General features: G+C 34.4%; 25 protein-coding genes and 1 tRNA gene. 18 read left to right on the forward strand and 8 right to left on the reverse strand.

What is annotated here, in order from left to right; all coding sequences use genetic code 11:
* Positions 1 to 374: 374 nt before the first annotated feature.
* The 15 genes from AC4PRO_RS12485 (at position 375) to ricT (ending at position 12,298) form a co-directional block, all read left to right on the forward strand.
* The gene (locus tag AC4PRO_RS12485; RefSeq protein WP_073351071.1) at positions 375 to 857 is read left to right on the forward strand and encodes an RrF2 family transcriptional regulator; all 483 of its coding nucleotides are present in this window, start codon (positions 375 to 377) and stop codon (positions 855 to 857) included.
* A gap of 18 nt (positions 858 to 875) precedes the next feature.
* Positions 876 to 1,202 (forward strand): HesB/IscA family protein, encoded by a 327-nt coding sequence (locus AC4PRO_RS12490; protein WP_074723354.1) that lies wholly within the window; start codon positions 876 to 878, stop codon positions 1,200 to 1,202.
* Positions 1,203 to 1,279: 77 nt separating this feature from the next.
* On the forward strand, positions 1,280 to 1,633 hold the full coding sequence (locus AC4PRO_RS12495) for a 4Fe-4S binding protein (RefSeq protein WP_074723353.1): 354 nt from the start codon (positions 1,280 to 1,282) through the stop codon (positions 1,631 to 1,633).
* Positions 1,634 to 1,698: 65 nt separating this feature from the next.
* Positions 1,699 to 3,147 (forward strand): Fe-S cluster assembly protein SufB, encoded by a 1,449-nt coding sequence (gene sufB, locus AC4PRO_RS12500; protein WP_492117566.1) that lies wholly within the window; start codon positions 1,699 to 1,701, stop codon positions 3,145 to 3,147.
* Between the two features lie 49 nt (positions 3,148 to 3,196).
* Positions 3,197 to 3,955 (forward strand): Fe-S cluster assembly ATPase SufC, encoded by a 759-nt coding sequence (sufC, locus tag AC4PRO_RS12505; RefSeq protein WP_132066560.1) that lies wholly within the window; start codon positions 3,197 to 3,199, stop codon positions 3,953 to 3,955.
* An 11-nt stretch (positions 3,956 to 3,966) separates the two neighbouring features.
* Complete coding sequence (gene sufD, locus AC4PRO_RS12510) at positions 3,967 to 5,268, forward strand: Fe-S cluster assembly protein SufD (protein ID WP_492117567.1); 1,302 nt, start codon at positions 3,967 to 3,969, stop codon at positions 5,266 to 5,268.
* A gap of 5 nt (positions 5,269 to 5,273) precedes the next feature.
* Entirely contained in the window at positions 5,274 to 5,603 is a 330-nt protein-coding gene (locus AC4PRO_RS12515; RefSeq protein ID WP_492117568.1) for an iron-sulfur cluster assembly protein, read from the forward strand.
* Between the two features lies 1 nt (position 5,604).
* A complete protein-coding gene (locus AC4PRO_RS12520; RefSeq protein ID WP_492117569.1) occupies positions 5,605 to 6,120 on the forward strand; it encodes a DUF2480 family protein in 516 nt (171 codons plus the stop codon).
* Positions 6,121 to 6,463: 343 nt separating this feature from the next.
* Positions 6,464 to 7,396: a WD40 repeat domain-containing protein gene (locus tag AC4PRO_RS12525; protein WP_492117570.1), complete on the forward strand. Its 933-nt coding sequence runs from the start codon at positions 6,464 to 6,466 to the stop codon at positions 7,394 to 7,396.
* A 33-nt stretch (positions 7,397 to 7,429) separates the two neighbouring features.
* On the forward strand, positions 7,430 to 8,524 hold the full coding sequence (locus tag AC4PRO_RS12530) for an Mrp/NBP35 family ATP-binding protein (RefSeq protein ID WP_492117571.1): 1,095 nt from the start codon (positions 7,430 to 7,432) through the stop codon (positions 8,522 to 8,524).
* A gap of 57 nt (positions 8,525 to 8,581) precedes the next feature.
* Complete coding sequence (locus tag AC4PRO_RS12535; protein WP_074723347.1) at positions 8,582 to 9,160, forward strand: NifU family protein; 579 nt, start codon at positions 8,582 to 8,584, stop codon at positions 9,158 to 9,160.
* 186 nt (positions 9,161 to 9,346) lie between these two features.
* Positions 9,347 to 10,225, forward strand: coding sequence for a lipoyl synthase (gene lipA, locus AC4PRO_RS12540; RefSeq protein ID WP_196828991.1), 879 nt, complete (start codon positions 9,347 to 9,349; stop codon positions 10,223 to 10,225).
* Between the two features lie 114 nt (positions 10,226 to 10,339).
* Positions 10,340 to 10,750, forward strand: coding sequence for a BrxA/BrxB family bacilliredoxin (locus AC4PRO_RS12545; protein WP_074723345.1), 411 nt, complete (start codon positions 10,340 to 10,342; stop codon positions 10,748 to 10,750).
* Between the two features lie 185 nt (positions 10,751 to 10,935).
* Complete coding sequence (locus AC4PRO_RS12550; RefSeq protein WP_196828995.1) at positions 10,936 to 11,268, forward strand: tetratricopeptide repeat protein; 333 nt, start codon at positions 10,936 to 10,938, stop codon at positions 11,266 to 11,268.
* Between the two features lie 73 nt (positions 11,269 to 11,341).
* Positions 11,342 to 12,298 (forward strand): regulatory iron-sulfur-containing complex subunit RicT, encoded by a 957-nt coding sequence (gene ricT, locus AC4PRO_RS12555; RefSeq protein ID WP_492117572.1) that lies wholly within the window; start codon positions 11,342 to 11,344, stop codon positions 12,296 to 12,298.
* Positions 12,299 to 12,723: 425 nt separating this feature from the next.
* Here the strand turns inward: ricT and AC4PRO_RS12560 are convergent, their stop codons facing one another.
* Complete coding sequence (locus AC4PRO_RS12560) at positions 12,724 to 14,511, reverse strand: ABC transporter ATP-binding protein (protein WP_492117573.1); 1,788 nt, start codon at positions 14,509 to 14,511, stop codon at positions 12,724 to 12,726.
* A 215-nt stretch (positions 14,512 to 14,726) separates the two neighbouring features.
* Here AC4PRO_RS12560 and AC4PRO_RS12565 point away from each other — a divergent pair.
* Positions 14,727 to 14,801, forward strand: a tRNA-Val gene (locus AC4PRO_RS12565).
* Here the strand turns inward: AC4PRO_RS12565 and AC4PRO_RS12570 are convergent.
* The 4 genes from AC4PRO_RS12570 to mobA form a co-directional block, all read right to left on the reverse strand.
* The gene (locus AC4PRO_RS12570; RefSeq protein WP_492117574.1) at positions 14,792 to 16,315 is read right to left on the reverse strand and encodes a recombinase family protein; all 1,524 of its coding nucleotides are present in this window, start codon (positions 16,313 to 16,315) and stop codon (positions 14,792 to 14,794) included. The two genes, AC4PRO_RS12565 and AC4PRO_RS12570, sit on opposite strands and share 10 nt — an antisense overlap.
* A complete protein-coding gene (locus AC4PRO_RS12575; RefSeq protein WP_492117575.1) occupies positions 16,299 to 16,454 on the reverse strand; it encodes a hypothetical protein in 156 nt (51 codons plus the stop codon). The genes AC4PRO_RS12570 and AC4PRO_RS12575 overlap by 17 nt, the downstream gene beginning before the upstream one ends.
* A gap of 354 nt (positions 16,455 to 16,808) precedes the next feature.
* Positions 16,809 to 18,083: a conjugal transfer protein MobB gene (gene mobB / locus AC4PRO_RS12580; RefSeq protein WP_492117576.1), complete on the reverse strand. Its 1,275-nt coding sequence runs from the start codon at positions 18,081 to 18,083 to the stop codon at positions 16,809 to 16,811.
* A gap of 4 nt (positions 18,084 to 18,087) precedes the next feature.
* Complete coding sequence (gene mobA, locus AC4PRO_RS12585; protein ID WP_492117577.1) at positions 18,088 to 18,522, reverse strand: conjugal transfer protein MobA; 435 nt, start codon at positions 18,520 to 18,522, stop codon at positions 18,088 to 18,090.
* 218 nt (positions 18,523 to 18,740) lie between these two features.
* On the opposite strand from mobA, the gene AC4PRO_RS12590 reads away from it, so the two are divergent.
* Positions 18,741 to 19,421: a nucleotidyl transferase AbiEii/AbiGii toxin family protein gene (locus AC4PRO_RS12590; protein ID WP_492117578.1), complete on the forward strand. Its 681-nt coding sequence runs from the start codon at positions 18,741 to 18,743 to the stop codon at positions 19,419 to 19,421.
* 39 nt (positions 19,422 to 19,460) lie between these two features.
* On the forward strand, positions 19,461 to 19,778 hold the full coding sequence (locus AC4PRO_RS12595; RefSeq protein WP_492117579.1) for a DUF6922 domain-containing protein: 318 nt from the start codon (positions 19,461 to 19,463) through the stop codon (positions 19,776 to 19,778).
* A 44-nt stretch (positions 19,779 to 19,822) separates the two neighbouring features.
* Here AC4PRO_RS12595 and AC4PRO_RS12600 read toward each other — a convergent pair whose 3' ends face one another.
* From AC4PRO_RS12600 to AC4PRO_RS12610, 3 genes are all read right to left on the reverse strand, one after another.
* Positions 19,823 to 20,050, reverse strand: a complete 228-nt coding sequence (locus AC4PRO_RS12600; RefSeq protein WP_492117580.1) for a hypothetical protein — start codon at positions 20,048 to 20,050, stop codon at positions 19,823 to 19,825.
* A 693-nt stretch (positions 20,051 to 20,743) separates the two neighbouring features.
* A complete protein-coding gene (locus AC4PRO_RS12605; protein ID WP_492117581.1) occupies positions 20,744 to 21,091 on the reverse strand; it encodes a hypothetical protein in 348 nt (115 codons plus the stop codon).
* A 45-nt stretch (positions 21,092 to 21,136) separates the two neighbouring features.
* A complete protein-coding gene (locus AC4PRO_RS12610) occupies positions 21,137 to 22,753 on the reverse strand; it encodes a hypothetical protein (RefSeq protein WP_492117582.1) in 1,617 nt (538 codons plus the stop codon).
* Between the last annotated feature and the right edge of the window lie 158 nt (positions 22,754 to 22,911).

A 22,911-nucleotide genomic window follows, 5' to 3' on the forward strand; every position in this document is an offset into this window, starting at 1 on the left:
TTCTATTATTTTTTTAAGTCAAGTTCTTCTTTGGACAGTTGACTGTATCCTGAAAAAACAACCTTCAAGGTCAATTTTAACTTTTTTTTTTAACCGAGGTACTGAATTAAGGTTAATCGTATGATTAACAAAAGGCTATTTTCTTAGATTAATAAGCGTTGTTAGTCATTTAACAGATTGCTCTTTGTTACAATAAAGAGGTTTCAAATGAAGAGATACTTTTTATAGTAGTTTTTACTAAATCCATTAATATACTTTTTAGTATAAATTAATATATACTTTTTAGTATATATTGAAAAACAATGTTTACATTTGTCTTATAGGTTTATTTTAAATATTAAAAATCCATTATTAAAACATCAAACTTTTAAACAATGAAAATAACAGCACAAGACGAATATGGCTTAAGACTATTAGTCCGGATTGCAAAATGTAATGATCAGTCCGGCTTGAGCATTCCTCAGCTCAGTGAAGCGGAAGGATTATCGCAACCTAATGTTTCTAAATTGACCCGAATCCTTCGTATGGAAGGTTTAATTAATAGTACCAAAGGACATGTTGGAGGATATGTATTGGCCAGACCTGCAAATACGATAACAGTAAACGATATTTTGAATGCCTTAGGCGGGCGGTTATTTGACGAACAATTTTGCGTCAATCATGTTGGCGTAATGAAAATATGCAGCAATTCAGTTGATTGCTCCATTCGATCACTTTGGACCATAGTTCAATCTGCAATAGATAAGTTACTAGATACCATCACACTATCTGATTTGTCCCATGGTGAAAAAGAAGCTACAGTTACTTTTAAAAGTTTATTTGAAGAAATAAGTGGAGAAAATAAAGAATTATTATAATCATTAATTAGAAATAGAATGATAACAGTTTCAGAAAATGCAAAAGAACACGCATTAAGTTTAATAGCAAACGAAAACAGCCCAGAAGGAACCTTTATTAGAGTAGGTGTGGATGGTGGCGGATGTTCCGGTCTTACTTATAAACTCGTGTTTGACAATGTGATTACAGAGAGCGATAAGGTTTTTGAAGACAAAGGAATAAAGATTGCCGTTGACAAAAAAAGCTTCCTTTACTTAATAGGTACGGAGCTCGATTATGTGGGAGGCTTAAACGGAAAAGGATTTGTATTTGTTAATCCAAATGCAAGCAGAACTTGCGGTTGTGGAGAATCGTTTGGCGTTTAATATTAGATTTAAGGTTTAAAGCTTGTAAGTGTTTCTTGGAAAAGCTTTCGACTTTTCAACAATATAAAAAAAGAAAAATGGCAATTATAATTACAGACGAATGCATTAATTGTGGCGCTTGTGAACCAGAATGTCCGAATAATGCAATCTACGAAGGCGGCGATGAATGGCGCTTCGCGGATGGAACAGCCATAAAGGGAATGTTTACCTCAAAAAGCGGATTGACTGCCGATGCAAATGAACCGCAAGAACCTGTATCCAATGATGTTTATTACATAGTAGCCGATAAATGCACTGAATGTGTTGGTTTTCATGATGAGCCTCAATGTGCTGCAGTTTGTCCTGTTGATTGCTGTGTAGATGATGAAGATTGGCGCGAAAGCGAAGAAGAATTATTTGCCAAAAAAGATAGTTTGCATTTAATAATTTAATCAAAATGATTTTTGGGATTGGGAATTACCGATGAACAAAATAACAATAGTAAAATTTAAATAGTATGAACGAGGTTTTAGAACAAAAGCTCAGCACGGAATACAAATACGGGTTTGTTACCGATTTTGAAGCTGACAACGCACCAAAAGGATTGAATGAAGATATTATTCGTTTTATTTCTGCCAAAAAAAAGGAACCCGAATGGATGTTAGACTATCGCTTAACAGCTTTCCGTCATTGGATAACAATGAAGGAGCCAGACTGGGCTCATGTTTCTTACCAAAAACCAGATTTTCAAGATATCATATATTACTCAGCTCCAAAACCAAAAAAAGTACTAAACAGTTTAGATGAAGTAGATCCTGAATTATTGAAAACATTTCAGAAACTCGGTATTTCAATCTTAGAGCAAGAACGCCTAACAGGTGTGGAAAGTAGAATAGCGTTGGATATTATTGTGGACAGCGTTTCGGTCTCAACAACATATAAAGAAACATTAGCAGAAAAAGGAATTATTTTTTGTTCGTTTGGCGAAGCAATTCAGGAACATCCAGAATTGGTACAAAAATACATGAGCTCTGTTGTTCCCTACACCGATAATTTTTATGCAGCGCTGAATTCGGCTGTATTTACAGATGGTACATTTTGTTATGTTCCAAAAGGAGTTCGTTGTCCGATGGAACTTTCCACTTATTTCAGAATAGAAGCGGCTGGAACTGGTCAGTTTGAACGCACCTTAATTATTGCTGATGAAGATTCATATGTGAGTTATCTTGAAGGCTGTACGGCACCGATGCGTGATGAAAATCAATTGCATGCAGCCGTTGTAGAGCTCGTGGCACATAAAGATGCACAGATAAAATACAGCACCGTACAAAACTGGTATCCAGGGGATAAAGACGGTAAAGGAGGTATTTTCAACTTTGTTACAAAACGTGGTATTTGTTTGGAAGAAAATTCTAAAATCTCTTGGACTCAAGTAGAAACAGGTTCTGCAATTACTTGGAAATACCCATCGGTGATTTTAAAAGGCGACAATTCGATAGGTGAATTCTATTCTGTTGCCCTCACTAATAACTATCAGCAAGCCGATACTGGAACAAAAATGATCCACATTGGTAAAAATACTAAAAGTACCATCATATCCAAAGGGATTTCGGCAGGTTACAGCAACAACAGTTACAGAGGGTTAGTCCGTATTGGAAAAGGTGCAGAGAATGCCCGTAATTTTTCACAATGCGATAGTTTATTGATGACTGATCAATGCGGAGCACATACCTTTCCATACATCGAAATAAAAAACAACACCGCCATTGTCGAGCATGAAGCAACAACTTCAAAAATTGGTGAAGACCAATTATTTTATTGCAAACAAAGGGGTATTGATAATGAAAAAGCCATTGGTTTAATTGTAAATGGCTATTGCAAAGACGTATTAAGTCAATTGCCAATGGAGTTTGCTGTTGAAGCCCAAAAATTGCTGGAGGTTTCCTTGGAAGGCTCAGTAGGATAAGGAGAGATCTTTTATAACCTATAAATTTTAACTCATAAATTTTAAAAAAATGCTATCAATAAAAAATCTACACGCGTCAATTGACGGGAAAGAAATATTAAGAGGGATTAATCTAGAAATAAAAGCGGGAGAAGTACATGCTATTATGGGCCCTAACGGTTCTGGAAAAAGCACCTTATCTGCAGTACTTGCAGGGCGTTCCGAATACGAAGTTACAGAAGGTGAAATAATCTATAACGGTATAAATTTATTAGAACTAGAAGCGGAAGATAGAGCTAGAGAAGGTATATTTCTTGCGTTTCAATATCCAATTGAAATTCCGGGGGTAAGCAATATTAATTTTTTAAAAACAGCTATTGGCGAAATTCGTGCTTACAAAGGTTTGGAACCTCTGGCAGCAAAAGAGTTTTTAACACTGTTGAAAGAAAAGCAAAAGTTAGTTGAGATAGATAAAGCACTTATCAGTCGCTCGATAAACGAAGGTTTTAGCGGTGGTGAAAAAAAACGAAATGAAATATTTCAAATGGCAATGCTGGAGCCAAAACTTTCCATACTTGACGAAACCGATAGTGGACTTGATATTGATGCCTTACGAATTGTTGCTAACGGCGTGAATAAATTAAAATCGAAAGATAACGCAACCATTGTTATCACGCATTATCAAAGGTTGTTGGATTATATTATCCCCGATGTTGTTCACGTTTTATACAATGGAAAAATTGTGAAAACAGGGCCAAAAGAATTGGCTTTAGAACTAGAAGAAAAAGGATACGATTTTATTAAAGAAGTAGAAGAAGTAGAAGCTTAATTTAGTACAAAATGGAAACAGCAATTAAAACCAGTACGATAAAAGATAAATTGATTTTTGAATTTGAGACATCAAAATTATTTTTATTCGGCGATACACAACTTCGTGATCAGGCGATGGAAAGCTTTTACAAACAAGGTATTCCAACCAGAAATCACGAAGAATATAAATATACTCCTATCAGTTCAATATTAAAAGGGGAATTTGATTTATCGACCAGTAAAAACTGTAGTGATGAGCAAATTGAACCGCTGAAATTTTTAAAAGAGGCTTATAATGTAATTATCGAAAACGGCATTTTTGTGGAAGGATTATCCAATTTAGAAAATCTTCCAAAAGGGGTAACGATTTGCAGTTTAGTAAATGCGGCAACTAGCAATTCTGCTCTTTTTGAAAAACATTATGCGCAATATGCAGATATTAAAACGGATCCATTCATAGCGTTAAATACCGCAATGACTAAAGATGGCGTGTTTATTCATATTGCAAAAAATGTGATAATTGAAAAACCGATACACGTCATTCACATTTCAACAGCATCCAAAAGTACCATTATTCATCCACGTAATTTAATCGTTGTGGATGAAAATGCGCAAGCAAAAATTATTGAATCGTTTGAAACGGTTGATTCTAAAGCCAAAACATTCAGTAATGCAGTAACAGAAATTGTAGTCGATAAGCACGCTATTCTAGATCATTATAAAATTCAGGATGAAAATGAGTTGGGTTATTTAATGAATACCACACAAGTAATTCAAAAGAAACAAAGCGTATTTTCTACCCATACTTTTACCTTGAGTGGCGCATTAGTTCGCAATAATTTAACTTTAGTGTTAGATGATGAACATATCGAATCGCATTTGAACGGATTGTATATAACTGCAGGAAATCAAGTAGTTGATAATCATACTGTCGTAGATCACCGCAAGCCAAATTGCAACAGCAACGAGCTTTACAAAGGGATTATTGACGGAAAGTCAACCGCTACTTTTAATGGAAAAATATTTGTTAGAAAAGATGCTCAAAAAACAAATGCATTTCAATCCAATAAAAATATTTTACTAAGCGAAGACGGAACAATCAATACAAAACCGCAATTAGAAATTTATGCCGATGATGTAAAATGTTCGCACGGGACATCCACCGGAAAATTAGATCAAGAAAAAATATTTTACCTACAGGCTCGTGGAATAGGTCTAACAAATGCTAAAAAATTATTGATGCACGCCTTCGCTTCGGAAGTTGTGAACACTGTAAAAATTGAGGCTTTGCGTGACTATATTGAAGGAAAGATTGCTAAAACATTTGAATAAAAGATATGGCAGCAGAAATTATTACACAAAATATGGAGCTTGCGCAAAAGGCTATCAATACCCTTAAAACTTGTTACGACCCGGAAATTCCAGTTGATATTTGGGAGTTAGGATTGATTTACGAACTCAATATTGATATAGAGAACAACCTTACTATTCTAATGACTTTAACATCACCATCCTGTCCTGTAGCTGAAAGCTTGCCCCCTGAAACAGAACAAAAATTACGTGAAATAGAGGGGATTAAATCAGCAAAAATAACAATGACTTATAGCCCGCCTTGGGAAAAAGAAATGATGAGCGAAGAGGCAGAACTCGAATTAGGATTTATGTAAAATGGAAAAAGAAATAATTAATAAAGTAGCATTAAGTGGCATCATCACCATTGACCTCGAAACGTTTTACCCTCAAGGTAATCGTGTAGTATTGGATATAAAAGAGCATTTATTTCAAGGTTTAATCTTGAAAGAAAAAGACTTTAGGGAATTTGTTAAGCATGAAGACTGGAGTAAATACTCAGATAAATACGTTTCACTTATTTGTTCAGCAGATGCCGTTGTCCCTACTTGGGCTTATATGTTGTTAGCAATTCAATTAGAGCCTTACGTAAAAAGGGTTGTGTTTGGTGATTTAGAAACACTGGAAACCATTTTGTATAATGAGATCCTTAACAAACTAAATTTCGATGAATATAAAGATGCTCGCATCGTGATCAAGGGTTGTGGCCATCTGCCAGTTCCTAAAGCGGCTTATGTCGAAATCACTAGGCTTTTACGACCAATTGCAAAAAGTGTTATGTATGGCGAAGCTTGTTCTATGGTGCCGTTATACAAGCAGCCCAAACAAATTTAAATTTGGAAAACGACTAAATACCATATTCTTTAAATAGGAATAGAATAGCTACTCAAAAATCAAAAATACCATAATCGCCTTCCTGAATTTAGCAATAAAAGGAATTAAAAAAGGAATAGTATTAAAAGAAATAAAAAAAGAGAGATGAACTAATTATTGATAATCGCCCCAAAATTAAAATATACTGGGATTATAACAAAATAATAACCGTCAGAAGTAGCTATAGTTTCGAAATAAGGAAAGAAAAGTAGCCCGATAAAAAAATAATTAATTAGCATTTCAATAATCCACTAGGTTACAGCTTTACAAATAAAATAGTGTGGGCATAATTTTTTAAAATAAAATGGAGACAATAAAAAAAATAAACATTGGTATAAAACATATCGCAACACTTACTGGCCACAGCGGCTGTGTATATGCGATGGATAAAGGCATATCTGAACATACTGTTTTTACAGCGGGTAGCGATATGTTTATCGCATTATGGAATTTAGAAACTCTGCAAGCCGAAAAATTTTCAGCATCTTTACCTGCTGCTGTTTATGCTATTTGTCATATTCCTGAAAAAAAATTATTGCTTGCGGGAACAACAACCGGAAGTATTCACATCCTTGATTTAGAGAAAAAGGAAGAAATAAAAATGCTGCAACATCATACGGCACCGATTTTTGATATCAAATATTCCTTAGAAACCAATTGCTTTTATACAGCCGGTGGCGATGGTAATTTTGCCGTTTGCTCACTCGATACTTTGTCATTGATTAAAATGAAAAAACTATCCAAGGAAAAAGTACGCAGCATTGATTTTAATTATACCACTTCCGAAATAGCGGTTGCACTAGGGGATTGTAATATTCTTGTATTTGATCTGCATACATTGGATTATAAAAAAGATTTTATTGGGCATGGACTTGCATCAAATGTTGTGCGTTACAGCCCTGATGGTAAATTTCTTTTGACTGGAGGAAGAGATGCACATTTAAACATATGGCAAGTAGGAAATTATGATTTACTAAAGTCAATTCCTGCACATAATTGGGCAATTTACGATATCGTATTTAGTCCCGATGCTACACTTTTTGCCACTGCCAGCCGTGATAAAACCATCAAAATTTGGGATGCAAAAACGTTTCAATTATTAAAACGCATCACCAAAGAAAATTTTGATGCTCATACACATTCGGTAAATAAATTGATTTGGAGTACTTATAATAACTATTTGGTTTCTGTAGGTGATGATAGATTGGTTATGGTACGGGAAGTAAATAGTTTTTAGAACAAAAAATTAAAGAAATAAAAGGAGGCCAAAATGAATATTACAAAAGAACAAGTTTTAGAAGCTTTAAAAAATGTTGAAGATCCTGATTTAAAAAAGGATTTGGTAACTCTTGGTATGATCAAGGATTTAGAAGTAGAGGGTAAAAACGTGAGTTTTACCGTAGTACTTACAACGCCTGCCTGCCCAATGAAAGAATTGATTCACAAGGCTTGTGTAAATTCGATTTTGCATTTTATAGATGAAGAAGCAAATGTAAATGTGAAAATGACTTCCGATGTTTCCTCTCGAAAAAGCGGTGGACCTTTGTTACCAAATGTTAAAAATATTATAGGAGTAGCATCTGGTAAAGGTGGTGTTGGGAAATCAACGGTAGCTTCAAACCTGGCTTTGGCTTTGGTAAAACTAGGGGCATCGGTTGGTTTGGTAGATGCTGATATTTATGGACCTTCACAAACCATTATGTTTGATGTAATGGATGCAAAGCCACTGATTAAAGAGATTAATGGTGTAAATAAAATGATTCCCGTAGAAAGTTTTGGAGTCAAATTATTATCAATCGGGTTTTTTGTAGATACTTCCCAAGCGCTAGTCTGGCGTGGACCAATGGCATCAAAAGCGGTTGTCCAATTGTTTCAGGAAGCAGAATGGGGGGAATTAGATTATATGATTATTGATTTACCTCCCGGAACTGGCGACATTCATTTATCACTGGTTGGTGCCGTTCCTTTGAACGGAGTTGTAATTGTAAGCACTCCTCAATTTGTGGCTTTGGCTGATGCCAAAAAAGGAGTTGGAATGTTTCAATTACCGTCGATAAATGTACCCGTTTTAGGCATTGTAGAAAATATGGCCTATTTCAGTCCTCCCGACGAGCCGGAGAAACGGTATTATATTTTTGGCAAAGATGGAGCAAAAAAACTTGCCGAAGAATTAGAAGTTCCGTTGTTGGGAGAAATACCATTAGTACAAAATATTTGTGAATCTGGTGATCTAGGTCGCCCCACTGTGCTGCAGGAAAACACACCCCAGGCTATTGCTTACATGGAAATGGCACGCAAGGTGGCACAACAAGTGTCTATCCAAAATGCAAAAGCACCAGCTCAAGTGGCAGATGTGAAATGGTAAAATTAATAAAATAACACCTATCCTTTTTTCGATAAAAGGTTAAATAAATATAAAAAAATGAACGCACCAATCTCCATTTATACCGAAATGACGCCTAATCCCGTCACAATGAAATTTGTACTGACCTTTTTGTTAATCGATGAGGAAGGAGAAAGTATTGAATTCCGCACAAAAGAAAAGGCAGCCATTTCTCCTCTTGCCACAAAAATATTTGAACTTCCTTATGTAAAAGGCGTTTTTATTACTTCCAATTTTATTACCGTAACCAAGGACGAAAGCTTTGAATGGTATGAGGTAATACCGGAAATTAAGGAGCTAATTAAAGCAAAGCTTGCCCTAAAAGAACCTCTTCTCAATGGCGAATTAATTGAAGAAAAATCAGAAGTACCGGTAAACATTTCTGGGGATATTGAACAAAAAATAATTTCAATTCTTGATGAATATATTCGGCCAGCCGTTGAAGGAGATGGTGGCGCCATTAATTTTAAATCTTTCGAAAACGGAACAGTAACCGTGATGCTCAAAGGTTCTTGTCACGGCTGCCCTTCTACTAATACTACTTTGAAAATGGGTGTCCAAAACATGCTGCGGGAAATGCTTCCCGAAGTGAAAAATGTAGTTACGGAAACCGCATAACAGCTATACCACGGCAACAGTAACAGATACAGTATAAATTACGCGATTATCACTTAACAATATAAATGACGAACTAATATATTATACCGTTTTACCCTTTTTTTAGTCTAGGATAGAACAAATGTTTAACCGGAACCAAAAATAAAAGGGTTGCTTTTATTTTAATAATTCCCAATTTTTTTAAAAATGTTACATAACGATATTAAAATAGTAGAAGAGCCAAGGTATAAAACCAAACCAGATTGGCTGAGAGTGAAACTGCCAATGGGCGAAGAATATAAAAAGGTTCGAGAAATCGTATCGACTCATAAATTACATACCATTTGCGAAAGCGGCAGTTGTCCTAATATGGGCGAATGTTGGGGGGCAGGTACCGCCACCTATATGATTCTAGGAAATATATGCACCCGTTCCTGCGGATTTTGTAATGTGGCTACCGGTCGTCCGTTGCCTGTTGATTTAAAAGAACCGGAGCGTGTAGCAGAATCCGTGCGTCTCATGAATGTGAAACATTGCGTAATTACCTCGGTTAACCGTGATGATTTAAAAGATGGCGGCTCCATTATTTGGGTAGAAACGATTAATGCGATTCGCAGAGTGAGTCCTGAAACAAAATTTGAAACGCTTATCCCCGATTTTATGGGCAGTTGGGAAAACCTTCAACGTATTATAGATGCACATCCCGACATCGTTTCTCATAATACAGAAACGGTTCGCAGGTTAACAAAACAGGTTCGTGTGCAGGCAAAATATGATCGAAGCCTCGAGGTATTACAACGACTGAAAGAGGCCGGAATGAAAACTAAATCAGGAATTATGCTTGGATTAGGAGAAACCGAACAGGAGATTTATGAAACAATGGATGATTTACGTGCAGTAGGCTGCGATGTATTAACAATGGGGCAGTACTTGCAACCTTCACCAAAACATTTGCCGGTTGTAGAATTTATTCATCCTGAAGTATTTGCTAAATATAAGGTAATAGGTCTCGAAAAAGGGTTTCGTTATGTGGAAAGTGGCCCTATGGTTCGTTCTTCCTATCATGCTGAAAAGCATATTTTTTAACCAATGTTTTTAAATTGATTATTCATTCGAATGATTCCTATTTTAAATTAAAAAAATCACAGAGTTTATTAGGGTTCTCTTTAAAACCTTGAATTTTATTTTAAATATCACACTATGTATCCAGAACAATTAGTAATACCAATGAAGGAAGAACTTACATCTGCTGGTTTTGAAGACCTGCGCAACGCTGAGCAAGTAGATGCAGCCATTAATTCAAAAGGTACCGTTTTAGTAGTTGTCAATTCAGTTTGTGGATGTGCTGCCGGTGCCGCACGACCGGGAGTAAAACTTTCATTGGACGCAAGCAAGCGCCCTGACCGAATCACAACTGTATTTGCAGGTTTCGATACTGAAGCCACTGCAGAAGCACGCAAACATTTTTTCCCATTTCCTCCTTCATCGCCTTGTGTAGGCCTATTCAAAGACGGAGAATTAGTCCATTTTGTAGAACGCCACCATATTGAAGGAAAGTCGGGAGCAATGATTGCCGAAAACCTAAAGGCCGCTTATGAGGAGTATTGTTAATCAACAAAGAAAAAAATTAGCTTCTAATTTTAACTCGATAATCGCCGATTTATCGTTTGGCATTTTTAAAGATTAAATGTTATTTGGAATCTAATAAATAAGCAAATTGTATTCATCAACTGGGCTTGGAATTATTTTACAAAAGATTTTTTATTGTGGTTACTACTTTCACCAAAAAAAAAATAATGAATAATAGAATTGAACAATTACAGGAATTTTTAAAGGAAGATAGCAACGACTCTTTTCTGAAATACGCATTGGCATTAGAATATGTTTTGGTTAAAGAAAATGATACCGCTGTAAATTGCTTTTTGAAATTGATAAAGGATGATGAAAATTATGTAGCGAGTTATTATCAATTGGGGAAATTATATGAGTCGCTGAATGAAGTAGACAAAGCAGCTGAAACTTATAAAAGAGGAATTGAGATTGCCAAAAAAATGGGGAATAAAAAAACGTTATTGGAATTACAAGAAGTTTACAATATGCTTCTAGGGATTGATGAAGACGAATTTTGATTATCTTTCTTTTATTAAACTGAAATTTCAAACTTTCATACACTCTCGAAAGGGAATTAATATATAGGGTACTATGGAAAATTATTCAACAGAAGGTCCTTCTGTTCTAAGTGGAATCAAAAGTAACGACTTAGTTTATACCTATGGTAGCAGCCAATCCGATGTATATGACTGGCTATCGGATATTGTTGTACCACTTGATGATAAAGTTTACACTATTATTGAGATAAAATTTAAAGGATCCCGAAAGGAATTTTATCTTAACCATCAAAACATAGATTTAAAAAATGGAGAATTAGTTGTAGTTGATGGCAATAAGGGTGGTTATGATGTTGGGCATGTTTCCTTAACTGGTGAACTGGTAAGTTTGCAGCTTAAGAAAAAGAATGTACGCAGCGAAGATATTTTTAAAAAAATCCAACGCAAAGCAACCTCCTATGATGCAAGTAAATGGAAGCTTGCCAAAGAAATGGAATTTGATACGATGTGTAAAGCACGCGTGATAGCCACAGAGCTCGGTTTATCAATGAAACTAACCGATGTAGATTATCAGGGTGATAAAGCTAAAGCCACATTTTATTACACTGCCGAAGGACGTGTGGATTATCGGGAGTTAATTAAATGCCTTTTCGAAGCCTTTCATGTGCGGATAGAGATGTGTCAAATTGGGTTGCGTGAAGAAGCAAATCGAATTGGCGATATTGGTCCTTGTGGAAGCTATTTGTGTTGCCAAACCTGGTCAACTAATTTTAAAACCGATTCTCCTTGGGTAGGTCCTCACAAAAAAAAATCATTATATAAGCGACAAGGTGATAAATTTGAATGCTACATCAATGATGAAAGCGAAAATAATCAACTAATCAAATCGGATGCTTGGCACGATGAGGCACACACAAAAAAAAAGCCTGAAGTTGCAAAGCCACTATCCTACGTAAATGTTGTAGGTCAGGATAGCATAACCCGTTTTGATACTAAAGGGAGTGAGCTTAAAAAACACCATATTAAAAATAAGAAACGCAAACCAGAATAATTAATTAAAAAAAATAACCATGTCAGAACATAAAGTTAATTTAAGATGAAAAAATGATTCAGACAATTTATCTTTTAAAATTATGATCATACCCATCTACGACCAAAAATAACCTTTACAGGAGATTACATTCCAGATGAAACGATAATAAATGAAATTCACCATCGCGCCCACACGGAGTGTTTTATTGCAAACTCAGTTTTAACAGAGATAATTATTGAATCGGTATTTTTATAAAATATAAATCAGCAATACGATGTTACAACCCATTTATCAGCTAAGTTTTATTTAGTTTCATTGTCTAATTGCTACTTAAAATCGAAGGTATCGTATTTCTAATTGATTCTGATTTCCAGACTAATTAGCGCTTTTTAAAATTGTAGAATTAACAACTCCCTCTCTTTTGGAGAGGGTTAATAAAAAGATTAAGAATTACTAAACTGTAAATTACTCAAATTTTTATATTTTCCGTTTTCTAAAGTCATTAATTCTTGATGCGTACCTTGTTCAGTTATTTCGCCATTGTCAAGTACTAATATTTGATCAGCAGTACGTATAGTAGAGAGACGGTGAGCGATAATTATACTTGTTCTTCCCTGCATTAAAATTTCTAAAGCTTCTTGCACTAATCTTTCACTTTCACTGTCCAGTGAAGACGTTGCTTCATCGAGGATCAATATACTTGGATTTTTAAGTAACGCTCTCGCAATTGCAATACGTTGTCTTTGACCTCCAGAAAGTTTAATTCCTCGTTCTCCCACAATGGTTTCAAATTTTTCAGGAAAACCTTCGATAAAATTGAAAGCATTGGCTTGCTTGGACGCCAAAAGAATTTCCTCTTCTGTAGCATCTGGTTTTCCGTAAGCAATATTTTCTTTTATTGTTCCGCCAAAAAGAATCACATCTTGGGGAACAATACTCATATTGCCTCGAAGATTTTCTAATTCGAAATCATAAATATTTTTTCCGTCAATTAGTATTTCACCAGAATCAATATCATAGAAACGCAATAATAAAGAGGCAATAGTTGATTTCCCCGTTCCACTAGGTCCAACGATGGCAATTTTTTGACCAAAATTTGCCGTAAAATTGACGTTCTTCAATACTTTTATTTCCTTTCTTGAAGGATAACTGAAGGCTACATTTTTAAAAGTAACATTTCCTTTTATTTTTTGAATCGAAGAGGCATTTTGTTTTGAGTTGATTTTTTCTGGAGTTTCCTCCAATAATTCAAAAACACGCTCGGTAGCTCCAATTGCTTTTTGGATTTGCGCGTACAATTCGGCAATTCCACCAAAAGAAGCTCCTACAAACGTAGAGTACAATACAAAGGAGATCAATTGTCCCACACTCATTTCTCCGTTGATGCTTAATCGAACACCAAACCAAACTACGGCTACGATAGCTCCAAAAAGACAGAATATAATAAAGGATGCAAAGTATCCTCTGTATTTTCCGCCTTTGATGGCTAACTTCACGACTTCTTTTATTTTTCCGTCATAACGGGCAATTTCGTACCACTCATTGGCAAAAGCCTTAACAATACTGATTCCTTGCATCGTTTCCTCAACGATAACTTGACTTTCAGCTACTTGGTCTTGAACGTTTTTTGAAAATTTTCGAATAAACCGACCAAAAACAACTGCAGCAACAGCTACTAAAGGAACAACTGACAACATTAATAGAGTTAGTTTGATACTTTCGGTGGCTAGTAACGCAACTCCACCCACAATTAAAATTAACTGTCTAAGGAATTCAGCAATGGTAGAAGTTAAAGTATCTTGAATTTGTGTAATATCGGAACTGATTCTACTATTTAATTCACCAACACGCTTTTGCGAAAAGAAAGACATCGGCAGTTTTACTAAGTTGCTGTATAAAGACAGTCTTAGGTTGGCCAAAGTATGTTCCGTAAAATTGATGAACAGGGATAATCTGAAAAACGAAAAAATGGATTGCATAAAAAGAATCCCAATCAGTAATAAAGCAATGTTATTGGCATCAGTATAGCTTTTATTCTTCACACTGTCAATCAACATACCCATTAATTTGGGGAAAGCCAATGCTGTGGCTCCTGTAAGCAATAAAAAAACTAATCCTACATAAAACTTCCAGCGGTGATTGTCTGCATATTTAAATATAAGAGTTGCTTTGTTGAGAGAACTTGCGGTAATTTTTGATTTTGGTAAATCATTTTCTTTGAACCTTGCCATTATTTGCTGTTTATAATGCAAATGTAATACTATCGTGATTCATTACAAAAAAATAGTAGTTAGGACTATTTGTATTAATGCGCTGTAAGTGAGTACGAAAGGGATTTTGGTAAAAATATTACTAATTTATTTTCGTTTTTTGCTTGTAAATATAAAATCTAGGCTTATATTTGCACTCGCAATAAGGAACAAGAAATTATTCGAATTGTGAAATAGGGCGATTAGCTCAGCTGGTTCAGAGCACCTCGTTTACACCGAGGGGGTCGGGGGTTCGAACCCCTCATCGCCCACTTTGAGGGATACTTGAAAAAGTATCCCTCTTTTTTTGATATATAAGGTATCCCTTTTCCTCCATTTTACTGGCATTATGCGATAACATATCCATCATTGTAGGTGTTCGATAGATACCCTTTTCATAGTACAAGTTCTTGTTGAACACCATGTTTACAAATTCTCTTTTCTGCAAAGTATCTGACTTTGTATAAACGTATCGCATATCGGATAACATATCAAGATTGGCATCTAAAACTTCGAAAACTTTTCCCTGATTAGCACTAAGTCTTTCAATAGCTGCTTCGAGGTTTAAAATTTGACCACTGTAAACGGGATACCATCTATCATAAGTGTCTTTATTGATTTCGTCTTTAAACCACTTTTCTTCAACTGTATTGAGTTTTTGCTTTACTTCATCGAGTTCGTGCTTTTTCTCGACTGCTTTTTTCTTATTAACTTTCATTTCAAGTTCAATTGTAGAATAACAATTATTTCTGATTCCTTTGATATTGGTTTCAGAAATACTCATAAGATCACATGCGTTTAAAAACTGCTCATGTGCTTTAATAGCACTTATATTATTATGTTTGGAATGCTTGCATTTGTAATAGTAAAAGTACTTACCTGATTTACCACGTGAAGGCGCACCAGTAAGGGGAACCCCACAGTGACATTTTAAAACACCTCTAAGTGGAATATCATCATCAACGACAACTTTTACTTTATCTTCATTCTTCATTTTACCTTGTACCATCTGCCAAGAGCTTTTATCTATAATGGCTTCATGTATTGCAGGAAAAAGTCCTCCAGGCAAATCTTTAAAAGCTTCTACTCTCACAAGTCCTGCATAAACAGGATTGGCAAGTACGCGATCTACAGCCATATTGCCTTTTCTATCAAAGCCCAATTCATAAGCTTTCTCCTTGATTTTATACAAAGGGACATCACGAAGAAACATGTCATATACAATGCGTACCACTTTTGCTTCTTCTTCGTTAATTTCAAGATGACGTTCTTTGCCTTCTCCGACTTTATAATAGCCAAAAGGTTTTTCTCTTGTTAAAAAGCGTCCTTCTTTTGCTCGGGCAGTATATAATCCACCTCGAACTTTTATACTTCTGTTGATATTGTCTTCTTCAGCAAGCAATAATTGTAAACCCGCTCTGAAAAAACTTCCTGGTGTATCATAATCGAAAGTAATTCCTTCTGTTACACTAACTATTTGGATGCTGTATTTCTTTTGAAATTGTTTGACCATATTCATAGCTTCGCCTGCATCCCTACTAAAACGGTCGAGCTGATCCACAAGTAAATAATCTACCGATTTATAATGCTTGGCTATAAAAGTCTGTAATTTTATAAAATCAGGACGATCAAAAGTTTTGGCACTTTTGCCCCTGTCTATGAAGGTATCGACCAATTGTATATTGTGATGTTGTATATATTGATCTGTATACAATTCCTGTCTTTCAATTGAACCATTACTTTGTCCCAATTGACTAAATCTCAAATATCTAATCGCTCTCTTCATAAACTTGTTTTAATGTAATTGACACAATAATCTCAACCAATAAATTTACAAATTTTTCTTCTTTTTCTCTTTCTATCTCATCATAAATTTTTGAGATAATTTCTTCTTTTTCAGTTGTTTGCCTTTCTAAATTATCCATTATTTCACCTCCTTACTTTAATATAAGTTTTCAAATAGTTGTACTATCATCCCCTGAATGTATAAATTAGATGTATTGTTCTCTCTTTAATACTACTAAAAGGAAGTGCTTGTCGTAACATGGCTTGTTAAAGCCAATTTTTAAAACTATTTTTTTATTAAATAAAGACACTCCCTTCCTTTGGTCGGGAAAGTCTTTATATAATCAAAGAGGCAGTCGCAATTTGGTAGATAAATTCCTTTACAATCCATATATCTACCAAAACGCAAGTCCTAATAGGAGGGTATTTAGTACCCTCTACTTAGAATCTTTTTTTGTCCAAATGAATTAGCATTATTACCGTTTTCTTTGTTTTTATTTTTTCTTAATCATTTTAGCAAATGCTTCTTCCTGATAGTCCTCTCCTTGATGGTTAGAAAGCAATGTACCCAGTGTATCTATAAGTCCGTTTTCAAGTGCAACATTTTGAATATTTTGTGTATCTAAAAATTTATATATCTGGTGGTTTTGGCCAATATCAATTTTCTCTGATTGATCCCTTTGTGAATTAGACTTATTTTCATGAGATGAGTATTGCAGTTTATCATCCTTATTCCAATATCCTTCGAAAACATTGGCTGAAAGATTTTTTCCAAATTGTGAACCGTTCCAAATGGTTTTGGATGAGTGATCAATGAAAGTAATACCGTAAATTCTTCCTTCTTTACTGCGTCTAATGACCGTATCAATTCCTTGCTGTTGCAATCGCTTTATGAAATCAATTTCATTTGCTGTTGCTTGCATATTTTTTTCGATGGTTGCTTTTATAGAAGCTTTGTTGGGATGATCCTTTAAGATAATTTTGGATTTTTCATAGTAGGATTGCAGGTGTGTATAACCCGCACTTTTTCCAAATAGAGAAGCTTTAAATGGATTACTGGCTTTTTCTCCTTTTTCACTTAAAGCAAAATAAACCAATCCTTGCTTTGTGATACCGTTATATTCACCCTTGACTTCTTCAGCAGTAATATTCAATCGAGAAAGCAAAGCATTATAGCCACCAAAGCTTTGAAATTTATAATACTTGGGCAAATAGCGGAGTACAGATGCCATTTGGCTTTTGACATCACCAGACTTATAATCAACGGGGGTGCATGTAAAATGCTGCAAATTTTCTTTTTTTTCAATAGCTGATATCAGATTATACTCTTTTTCCAATGATCTGCAGATGACCATCGAACGTCTTTTTTCAAATTGATCAGATATTTTTCTTCCCTGTTCATCCACACAAATTGATACAATATGGATATGAGTGCGATTAATATCAGTGTGTTTAAAAACCACAAAAGGTTGCTGTTCGTAACCCATTTGTTTCATATAGTCCTGTGCAATACTGCTAAAATCAGTATCACTTACGGTATCTTTTGGATCAGGATTAATTGATATATGGAGTACTGGTTTTTCTGTCTTGCGATTGGCTAATAGATACAATTCGAAAGAATTAGCCAGCTGAGATACAGAATAACTACCATCGGGCGCTTCAATCATTTTTTGGGTAAACAAAACCTGCGCTTTTTCTTTTTCAACCTTATGATAATTGTAATAAAGCGCACCCATTAAATTTTTGCCCCGATTAATTTTAGCTATCATTTTTTTATTTTTTTTTCAGATAGTTTGTTTCGAATTCCGCTGTAAGCATGATTATTTTTTGAGATAATTGAACCAATTCAATAGTTTGCTGTTCGAGCTTAAAGAGATAAGCAGCCGCTTTCTTTTCTGAAAAATTATGGTACAATAGCTTTACTATTTGATTGTAATTTACCCCCACAGCCCTGAACTGTCCGAATAGAGCAGTAAGGCGGATATAATAATCTACCGCTGCCTTATCCACTTTTATAGTTGTGATGCCTTTTTGAAAAATACATGCAGTTATATAGTGTGCTTTAACATTCATACTTGATTGTTCATACAGTGAAAGAAAACGTGCATTTTCTTCAGAAGTTAAACTAATAGAATAGCGATGAACAGCAGGATCATTTTTTGGATGCCTACCACCTTTGTGCGAATTAGTTTTGCCTTGGTTTTCCATAACGAACACTTGTATTACTTAAAAAATTTAACGAACAATGTATTTTATTATCATCAGCAACAATATGAAATGGAACCAATTGGTAGTATTTGCCTTGAGTTGACCTAATGGAGCTTTTATCAAGCTCTATATAGGCAACTGGTGCCAAAGGAAGCCAATAGCACCCACTTTGTAAGAGCGCATTGTTTCGAGAATTAATTTTCTACAAACATGAAATTATGCTCTACAAAGAAACAGTTACTCAGGAGATGTGGGAACTTCTCCAAAGACTTATGAAAGATGAAAAATTGAAAGAATTTAATCTTGTAGGAGGTACAGCCCTGAGCCTAATTATAGGTCATAGATTGAGTATTGATTTAGATCTGTTTTCTATAAAAGATTTTGATCAGAATGCACTGCTTTCTCACTTGAGTGATAAACATCCAGTCAAGATCAGGGAAATTTTTAACAATACGATCCTTTTAGATATCGGAAATGTCAAGGTAGATATTATAACTCATAAATATTCCTGGCAGGAACCAATTCAGATTGAACAAGGAATTCGGATAGCATCTTTAACTGATATCGGAGCTATGAAACTTCATGCTATCTTTCAAAACGGCACTAGGATCAAGGATTTTGTGGACATGTATTTTCTACTGGAGCATAAACCCTTTAGAATCTATCTAGAAGCTTATCAAAACAAATATGGGGGAAATCCTAGATTGGTTGCTCATGCACTACTGCATCATAACAACATTGATGCAGAAGAAAAAGTCAAGTTACTTAAAGGAAAAGAAACCAATTTTAGTAATATGACCCAAAGGCTAAAAAAAGCGGTCTTGAATCCTTCCTTAACATTTTCTGAATCAAAAAATCAAATCCCTCCTCTTAATAAAGGTCGAGGATTTAGGCGATAAGCGTTTGGATAAGAAGCTAAAAAAACGTATATTTACTGTATGGAGAGAAGTACAAAAAATAAAGAAATACCTAATTTAAATCGAGTCTTTTTTTGGGATTTCGACATTGAAGCAATGGATTTTAAGAAAGCATACAAAACTATTATCGCACGTATTATAGAACGTGGTGGTCAAGATGAAATAAATGAGCTTCTTCGCTTTTATGGTCATCAAAAAGTGGTTACAGCTGTACGTGACGAGATTTTCTTCCTACCTAATTATGCTATAGATAAAGCACTGAAATTCTTTCCCGAACTCAAAAAGGAAGATATGTACTGTTACTTGAACCGAAAGGACAAGCCCTATCATTGGATTTAGTTTTAATTTGGAAAATAGTATAAAGACGTGATTCTTTAAACTATTTATCCAAAGAAAAAATAAAAAGAAAACGAAGGTAGGTCAGGCTGCTTAGTCTGCCCAAAAGACTTCGGCATAATGTCTTGCTCGTTCCTCACAAGCCACCCTACGGGACTTATTCCGATTCCTTTTGGTCCGCCAGCATCCCGCCCTTTTAAATTGCTTTCTTTTTCTTTTTTTCTATTTTTTCGATTTTCTTTTGAAAAAATATTTATGGCTTTAGATAGAGGCATACGGATATATCTCCAAGTTTACTTATGTACCTATGTATACATTCATTTGCCTTGATAAAAGCATATTTACATACATATACTTTTACGTAGGTACATATTTGTAAATTTATATAAGGACATGTATCCGCACGAAATTACAGGATTGCGGTTTTACATATATGCAGGCATATATAAATAGTTATGCTAATTTCTAAACTTTAACAATCGATAAGGGATTAAAATCTTTAGCTTTAAACTTAATCAGAACTTATTCTCAAGCTAAAAAGATTTAAGGTCTTTAAATTACTGCATTATTGATACAGCCTTTTCAAAACTAATTTTAATAAAACAAAGAGCAAGAATAGATTCAGAAAAAACCAACATAAAAAAAAAGGGCATCAGCCCTTTACATAAAAACCATTCTAAAAATGTTTTCGAGAGAAAACAGCAAGTTGTGTTTTGAGATGCTCTGAATGAATTCAGCATCTCAAAACAACTTGCCCCGCAGGGAGCTTAAAAAAACTCCGAAGTCGTTTTTTTTAAATGAAATGGATTTAATTATCCTTATTTAATGAATTAGAGGCTAATTTGTGACGTAAAGAAAAGAAGCGATTTTTGCATAGTCTTAGATAAAATATACTCTGAATAGTACTGTAGATTAATGGCAATTAAATACCATCTTTTTAAAATAGTATATTTTATTTCCGTTCTGGATCACTCTTGTTTATTTTCGCATTTATCACCAACAGGGAACATAACACTGATCTCATTTATTAGTTCAAATTCATCAATGGGAAATAACTGCAGAGCAATTCCTAGTATGAGTCCAACATCGATAGACTGATTTTTAACCGTACTGGGAACTTTAGCAGAATCCTGATCAACAGCCACAATACATAATTTCAACAAGTGCCTGATAACTGAGGCAAGCTCATAATAATCATATACTCTTATCTCAGCAATGTGAACTTTGTTTTTATCCCGAGTAGGTTTTAAAGCGGTGAGACAACTAGTAGTTAATCTCTTAATAGTTTCTAGGTTTTCAATTTCATCGGTTTTCATACTCTTTATTTTTAGATTAATTAGTTTTATTTAAATGATAATGCATCAGTCTTGCTCAAAGCTCAATAGCAATTCGCCTTCAATAACCAAATTGTGTAATTCACACATCAGTTTCTCAACAATAACATTCATCTGATTAACCTCTTCTTTGTTGAACTTTGATAATTTATGATTAAGGGTCATATGTCTATCTAAATACGGAAAGAAATCCGTCCAGAACTGTTCTATTAGATAATTATACTTTCGCATATCAGCATCTGCATAAATACACAGTTCCCACAATGTCTGGCTTGACAAATAATTAGGGAGATAATACTTATTTACAAAAATGTATGTCCTGCAAAAAGACAGGAAAAATAGCGTAAAAAGAGAGTCTAAACCTTGGTAGTTTCCTTGATCATTATTGACTATTGTGGAAAATTGTAAAGCACTGTTTTTGGTTGACTTATAGTAAAAATATAGATCAGCGTGATAGGGTTTGTGAGGTGTCTCCCAATGAAATTCGGGAAGATATTTACTGGATGAATATCTAAGATATTTCTCTTGTATAATGTTGGAAAAGAAAGCCTGATTTTGGTATAGGTTATTTTGTATCCAGTATCGGCTGTGGCTTAACAAAACAAAATCATGTTTATCTTCTACTTTTCTTTTTAGAGACTGAGTGATTGATTTTAATTTTTCATTACCCGCACCAACCGTTATAAGCATCAAGTAATAGGTTGTTTTCTCACCGTAGGTAATTTGATGATATAAATAAATCTGTTCGATTTCAATCGCCTTTAGTATGGTTTCTATTGCAACGCTAAGTATTAGATCTTTCGGTTTCTCATCAATTTGACATAAAACTTCATGCTTTACAGATAATCCTTTTTTTATCCCCTTTTTTAATTCATCCAACCTTTCTTCGATAAGACGATAAAGACTTTGTTCGGCAATTCCAACTGCTTCATACATTTCTTCTTTAAAAATTGCTTCGTCATCGGCAGTTGCTTCTTTTGCTTTTACAAACAAATCAGTAAGATAATATTTGTTCTGGCTGTTTCTCACAAAGTATTTTTGAACAACAGGAATGTATTCGATAAGATTAGCTATCCTTTGATTTAAATTCAGCGAAGCAGATTTATTTCCGCAATACAGTTCTTCTAAATAGTCAAGATCATATTCAATAAGTCGTGCATAAGATGTAAAAATACTATTAGAAGAACCTTCTGAAATTAGGTTTTGGACTTGTATCTTATTAAGGTCGTGATCGTGGTAAAAATTATTTTGATAAACATTTAGCCTTTTTTTATGTTTTTTCCATTCCTTAGTAATGAAAATTGATTTTTGCAACTCTAAATTTTGAAAGATAACGGCAGATGGACTGCAGTAAAACGCAATAAAGGGACAACCTAAAGAATAATGATTATGAAGTCTTGAAGAGCAAATAAAATATACATTGATTTGATAAAGACTTTTAACTTTTTTTACCCATTTGTTCTGTTGTAGCTGTTGTGCATCACTGTTTTTTTCAATGTGGATAATAAGGTACGAAAACACGCAAGAGGATTGTTTGGTGAAAAACATCTGAATGATAGTATATTGATCTATCAATTGTCTGAGGATATTTTTTAAAAACTCGTTTTCGAGTTTTGGAAATGAAAGTTGTTCTGAAGGTTTCATAATTTTTCTTTTTACATGTTAAACATCTTTTTTAATTTGTATTTTTGTTCATTACACGCAAGTAAGTGAGAGATTATATCGTACCAAACTAATGGGAATTGTATCTTACAAATGCGAACTTGTTTTTTACCAAAACCTATTTTTTTAAAGAATTTTAA

It is taken from the genome of Flavobacterium sp. DW-iso2 (assembly GCF_058725285.1).

Bases quoted from the DNA above. Each gene is read 5' to 3' on its own strand.
- AC4PRO_RS12605 (WP_492117581.1), bottom strand. From the start codon at position 21,091: ATGAAAACCGATGAAATTGAAAACCTAGAAACTATTAAGAGATTAACT.
- AC4PRO_RS12570 (WP_492117574.1), bottom strand. From the start codon at position 16,315: ATGAAGAGAGCGATTAGATATTTGAGATTTAGTCAATTGGGACAAAGT.
- sufD (WP_492117567.1), top strand. From the start codon at position 3,967: ATGGAAACAGCAATTAAAACCAGTACGATAAAAGATAAATTGATTTTT.
- mobA (WP_492117577.1), bottom strand. From the start codon at position 18,522: ATGGAAAACCAAGGCAAAACTAATTCGCACAAAGGTGGTAGGCATCCA.
- AC4PRO_RS12530 (WP_492117571.1), top strand. From the start codon at position 7,430: ATGAATATTACAAAAGAACAAGTTTTAGAAGCTTTAAAAAATGTTGAA.
- AC4PRO_RS12525 (WP_492117570.1), top strand. From the start codon at position 6,464: ATGGAGACAATAAAAAAAATAAACATTGGTATAAAACATATCGCAACA.
- sufB (WP_492117566.1), top strand. From the start codon at position 1,699: ATGAACGAGGTTTTAGAACAAAAGCTCAGCACGGAATACAAATACGGG.
- AC4PRO_RS12495 (WP_074723353.1), top strand. From the start codon at position 1,280: ATGGCAATTATAATTACAGACGAATGCATTAATTGTGGCGCTTGTGAA.
- AC4PRO_RS12595 (WP_492117579.1), top strand. From the start codon at position 19,461: ATGGAGAGAAGTACAAAAAATAAAGAAATACCTAATTTAAATCGAGTC.
- mobB (WP_492117576.1), bottom strand. From the start codon at position 18,083: ATGATAGCTAAAATTAATCGGGGCAAAAATTTAATGGGTGCGCTTTAT.
- AC4PRO_RS12550 (WP_196828995.1), top strand. From the start codon at position 10,936: ATGAATAATAGAATTGAACAATTACAGGAATTTTTAAAGGAAGATAGC.
- AC4PRO_RS12490 (WP_074723354.1), top strand. From the start codon at position 876: ATGATAACAGTTTCAGAAAATGCAAAAGAACACGCATTAAGTTTAATA.
- sufC (WP_132066560.1), top strand. From the start codon at position 3,197: ATGCTATCAATAAAAAATCTACACGCGTCAATTGACGGGAAAGAAATA.
- AC4PRO_RS12610 (WP_492117582.1), bottom strand. From the start codon at position 22,753: ATGAAACCTTCAGAACAACTTTCATTTCCAAAACTCGAAAACGAGTTT.
- AC4PRO_RS12535 (WP_074723347.1), top strand. From the start codon at position 8,582: ATGAACGCACCAATCTCCATTTATACCGAAATGACGCCTAATCCCGTC.
- AC4PRO_RS12600 (WP_492117580.1), bottom strand. From the start codon at position 20,050: ATGCCTCTATCTAAAGCCATAAATATTTTTTCAAAAGAAAATCGAAAA.
- AC4PRO_RS12560 (WP_492117573.1), bottom strand. From the start codon at position 14,511: ATGGCAAGGTTCAAAGAAAATGATTTACCAAAATCAAAAATTACCGCA.
- AC4PRO_RS12515 (WP_492117568.1), top strand. From the start codon at position 5,274: ATGGCAGCAGAAATTATTACACAAAATATGGAGCTTGCGCAAAAGGCT.
- AC4PRO_RS12520 (WP_492117569.1), top strand. From the start codon at position 5,605: ATGGAAAAAGAAATAATTAATAAAGTAGCATTAAGTGGCATCATCACC.
- AC4PRO_RS12545 (WP_074723345.1), top strand. From the start codon at position 10,340: ATGTATCCAGAACAATTAGTAATACCAATGAAGGAAGAACTTACATCT.
- AC4PRO_RS12590 (WP_492117578.1), top strand. From the start codon at position 18,741: ATGCTCTACAAAGAAACAGTTACTCAGGAGATGTGGGAACTTCTCCAA.
- AC4PRO_RS12575 (WP_492117575.1), bottom strand. From the start codon at position 16,454: ATGGATAATTTAGAAAGGCAAACAACTGAAAAAGAAGAAATTATCTCA.
- AC4PRO_RS12485 (WP_073351071.1), top strand. From the start codon at position 375: ATGAAAATAACAGCACAAGACGAATATGGCTTAAGACTATTAGTCCGG.
- ricT (WP_492117572.1), top strand. From the start codon at position 11,342: ATGGAAAATTATTCAACAGAAGGTCCTTCTGTTCTAAGTGGAATCAAA.
- lipA (WP_196828991.1), top strand. From the start codon at position 9,347: ATGTTACATAACGATATTAAAATAGTAGAAGAGCCAAGGTATAAAACC.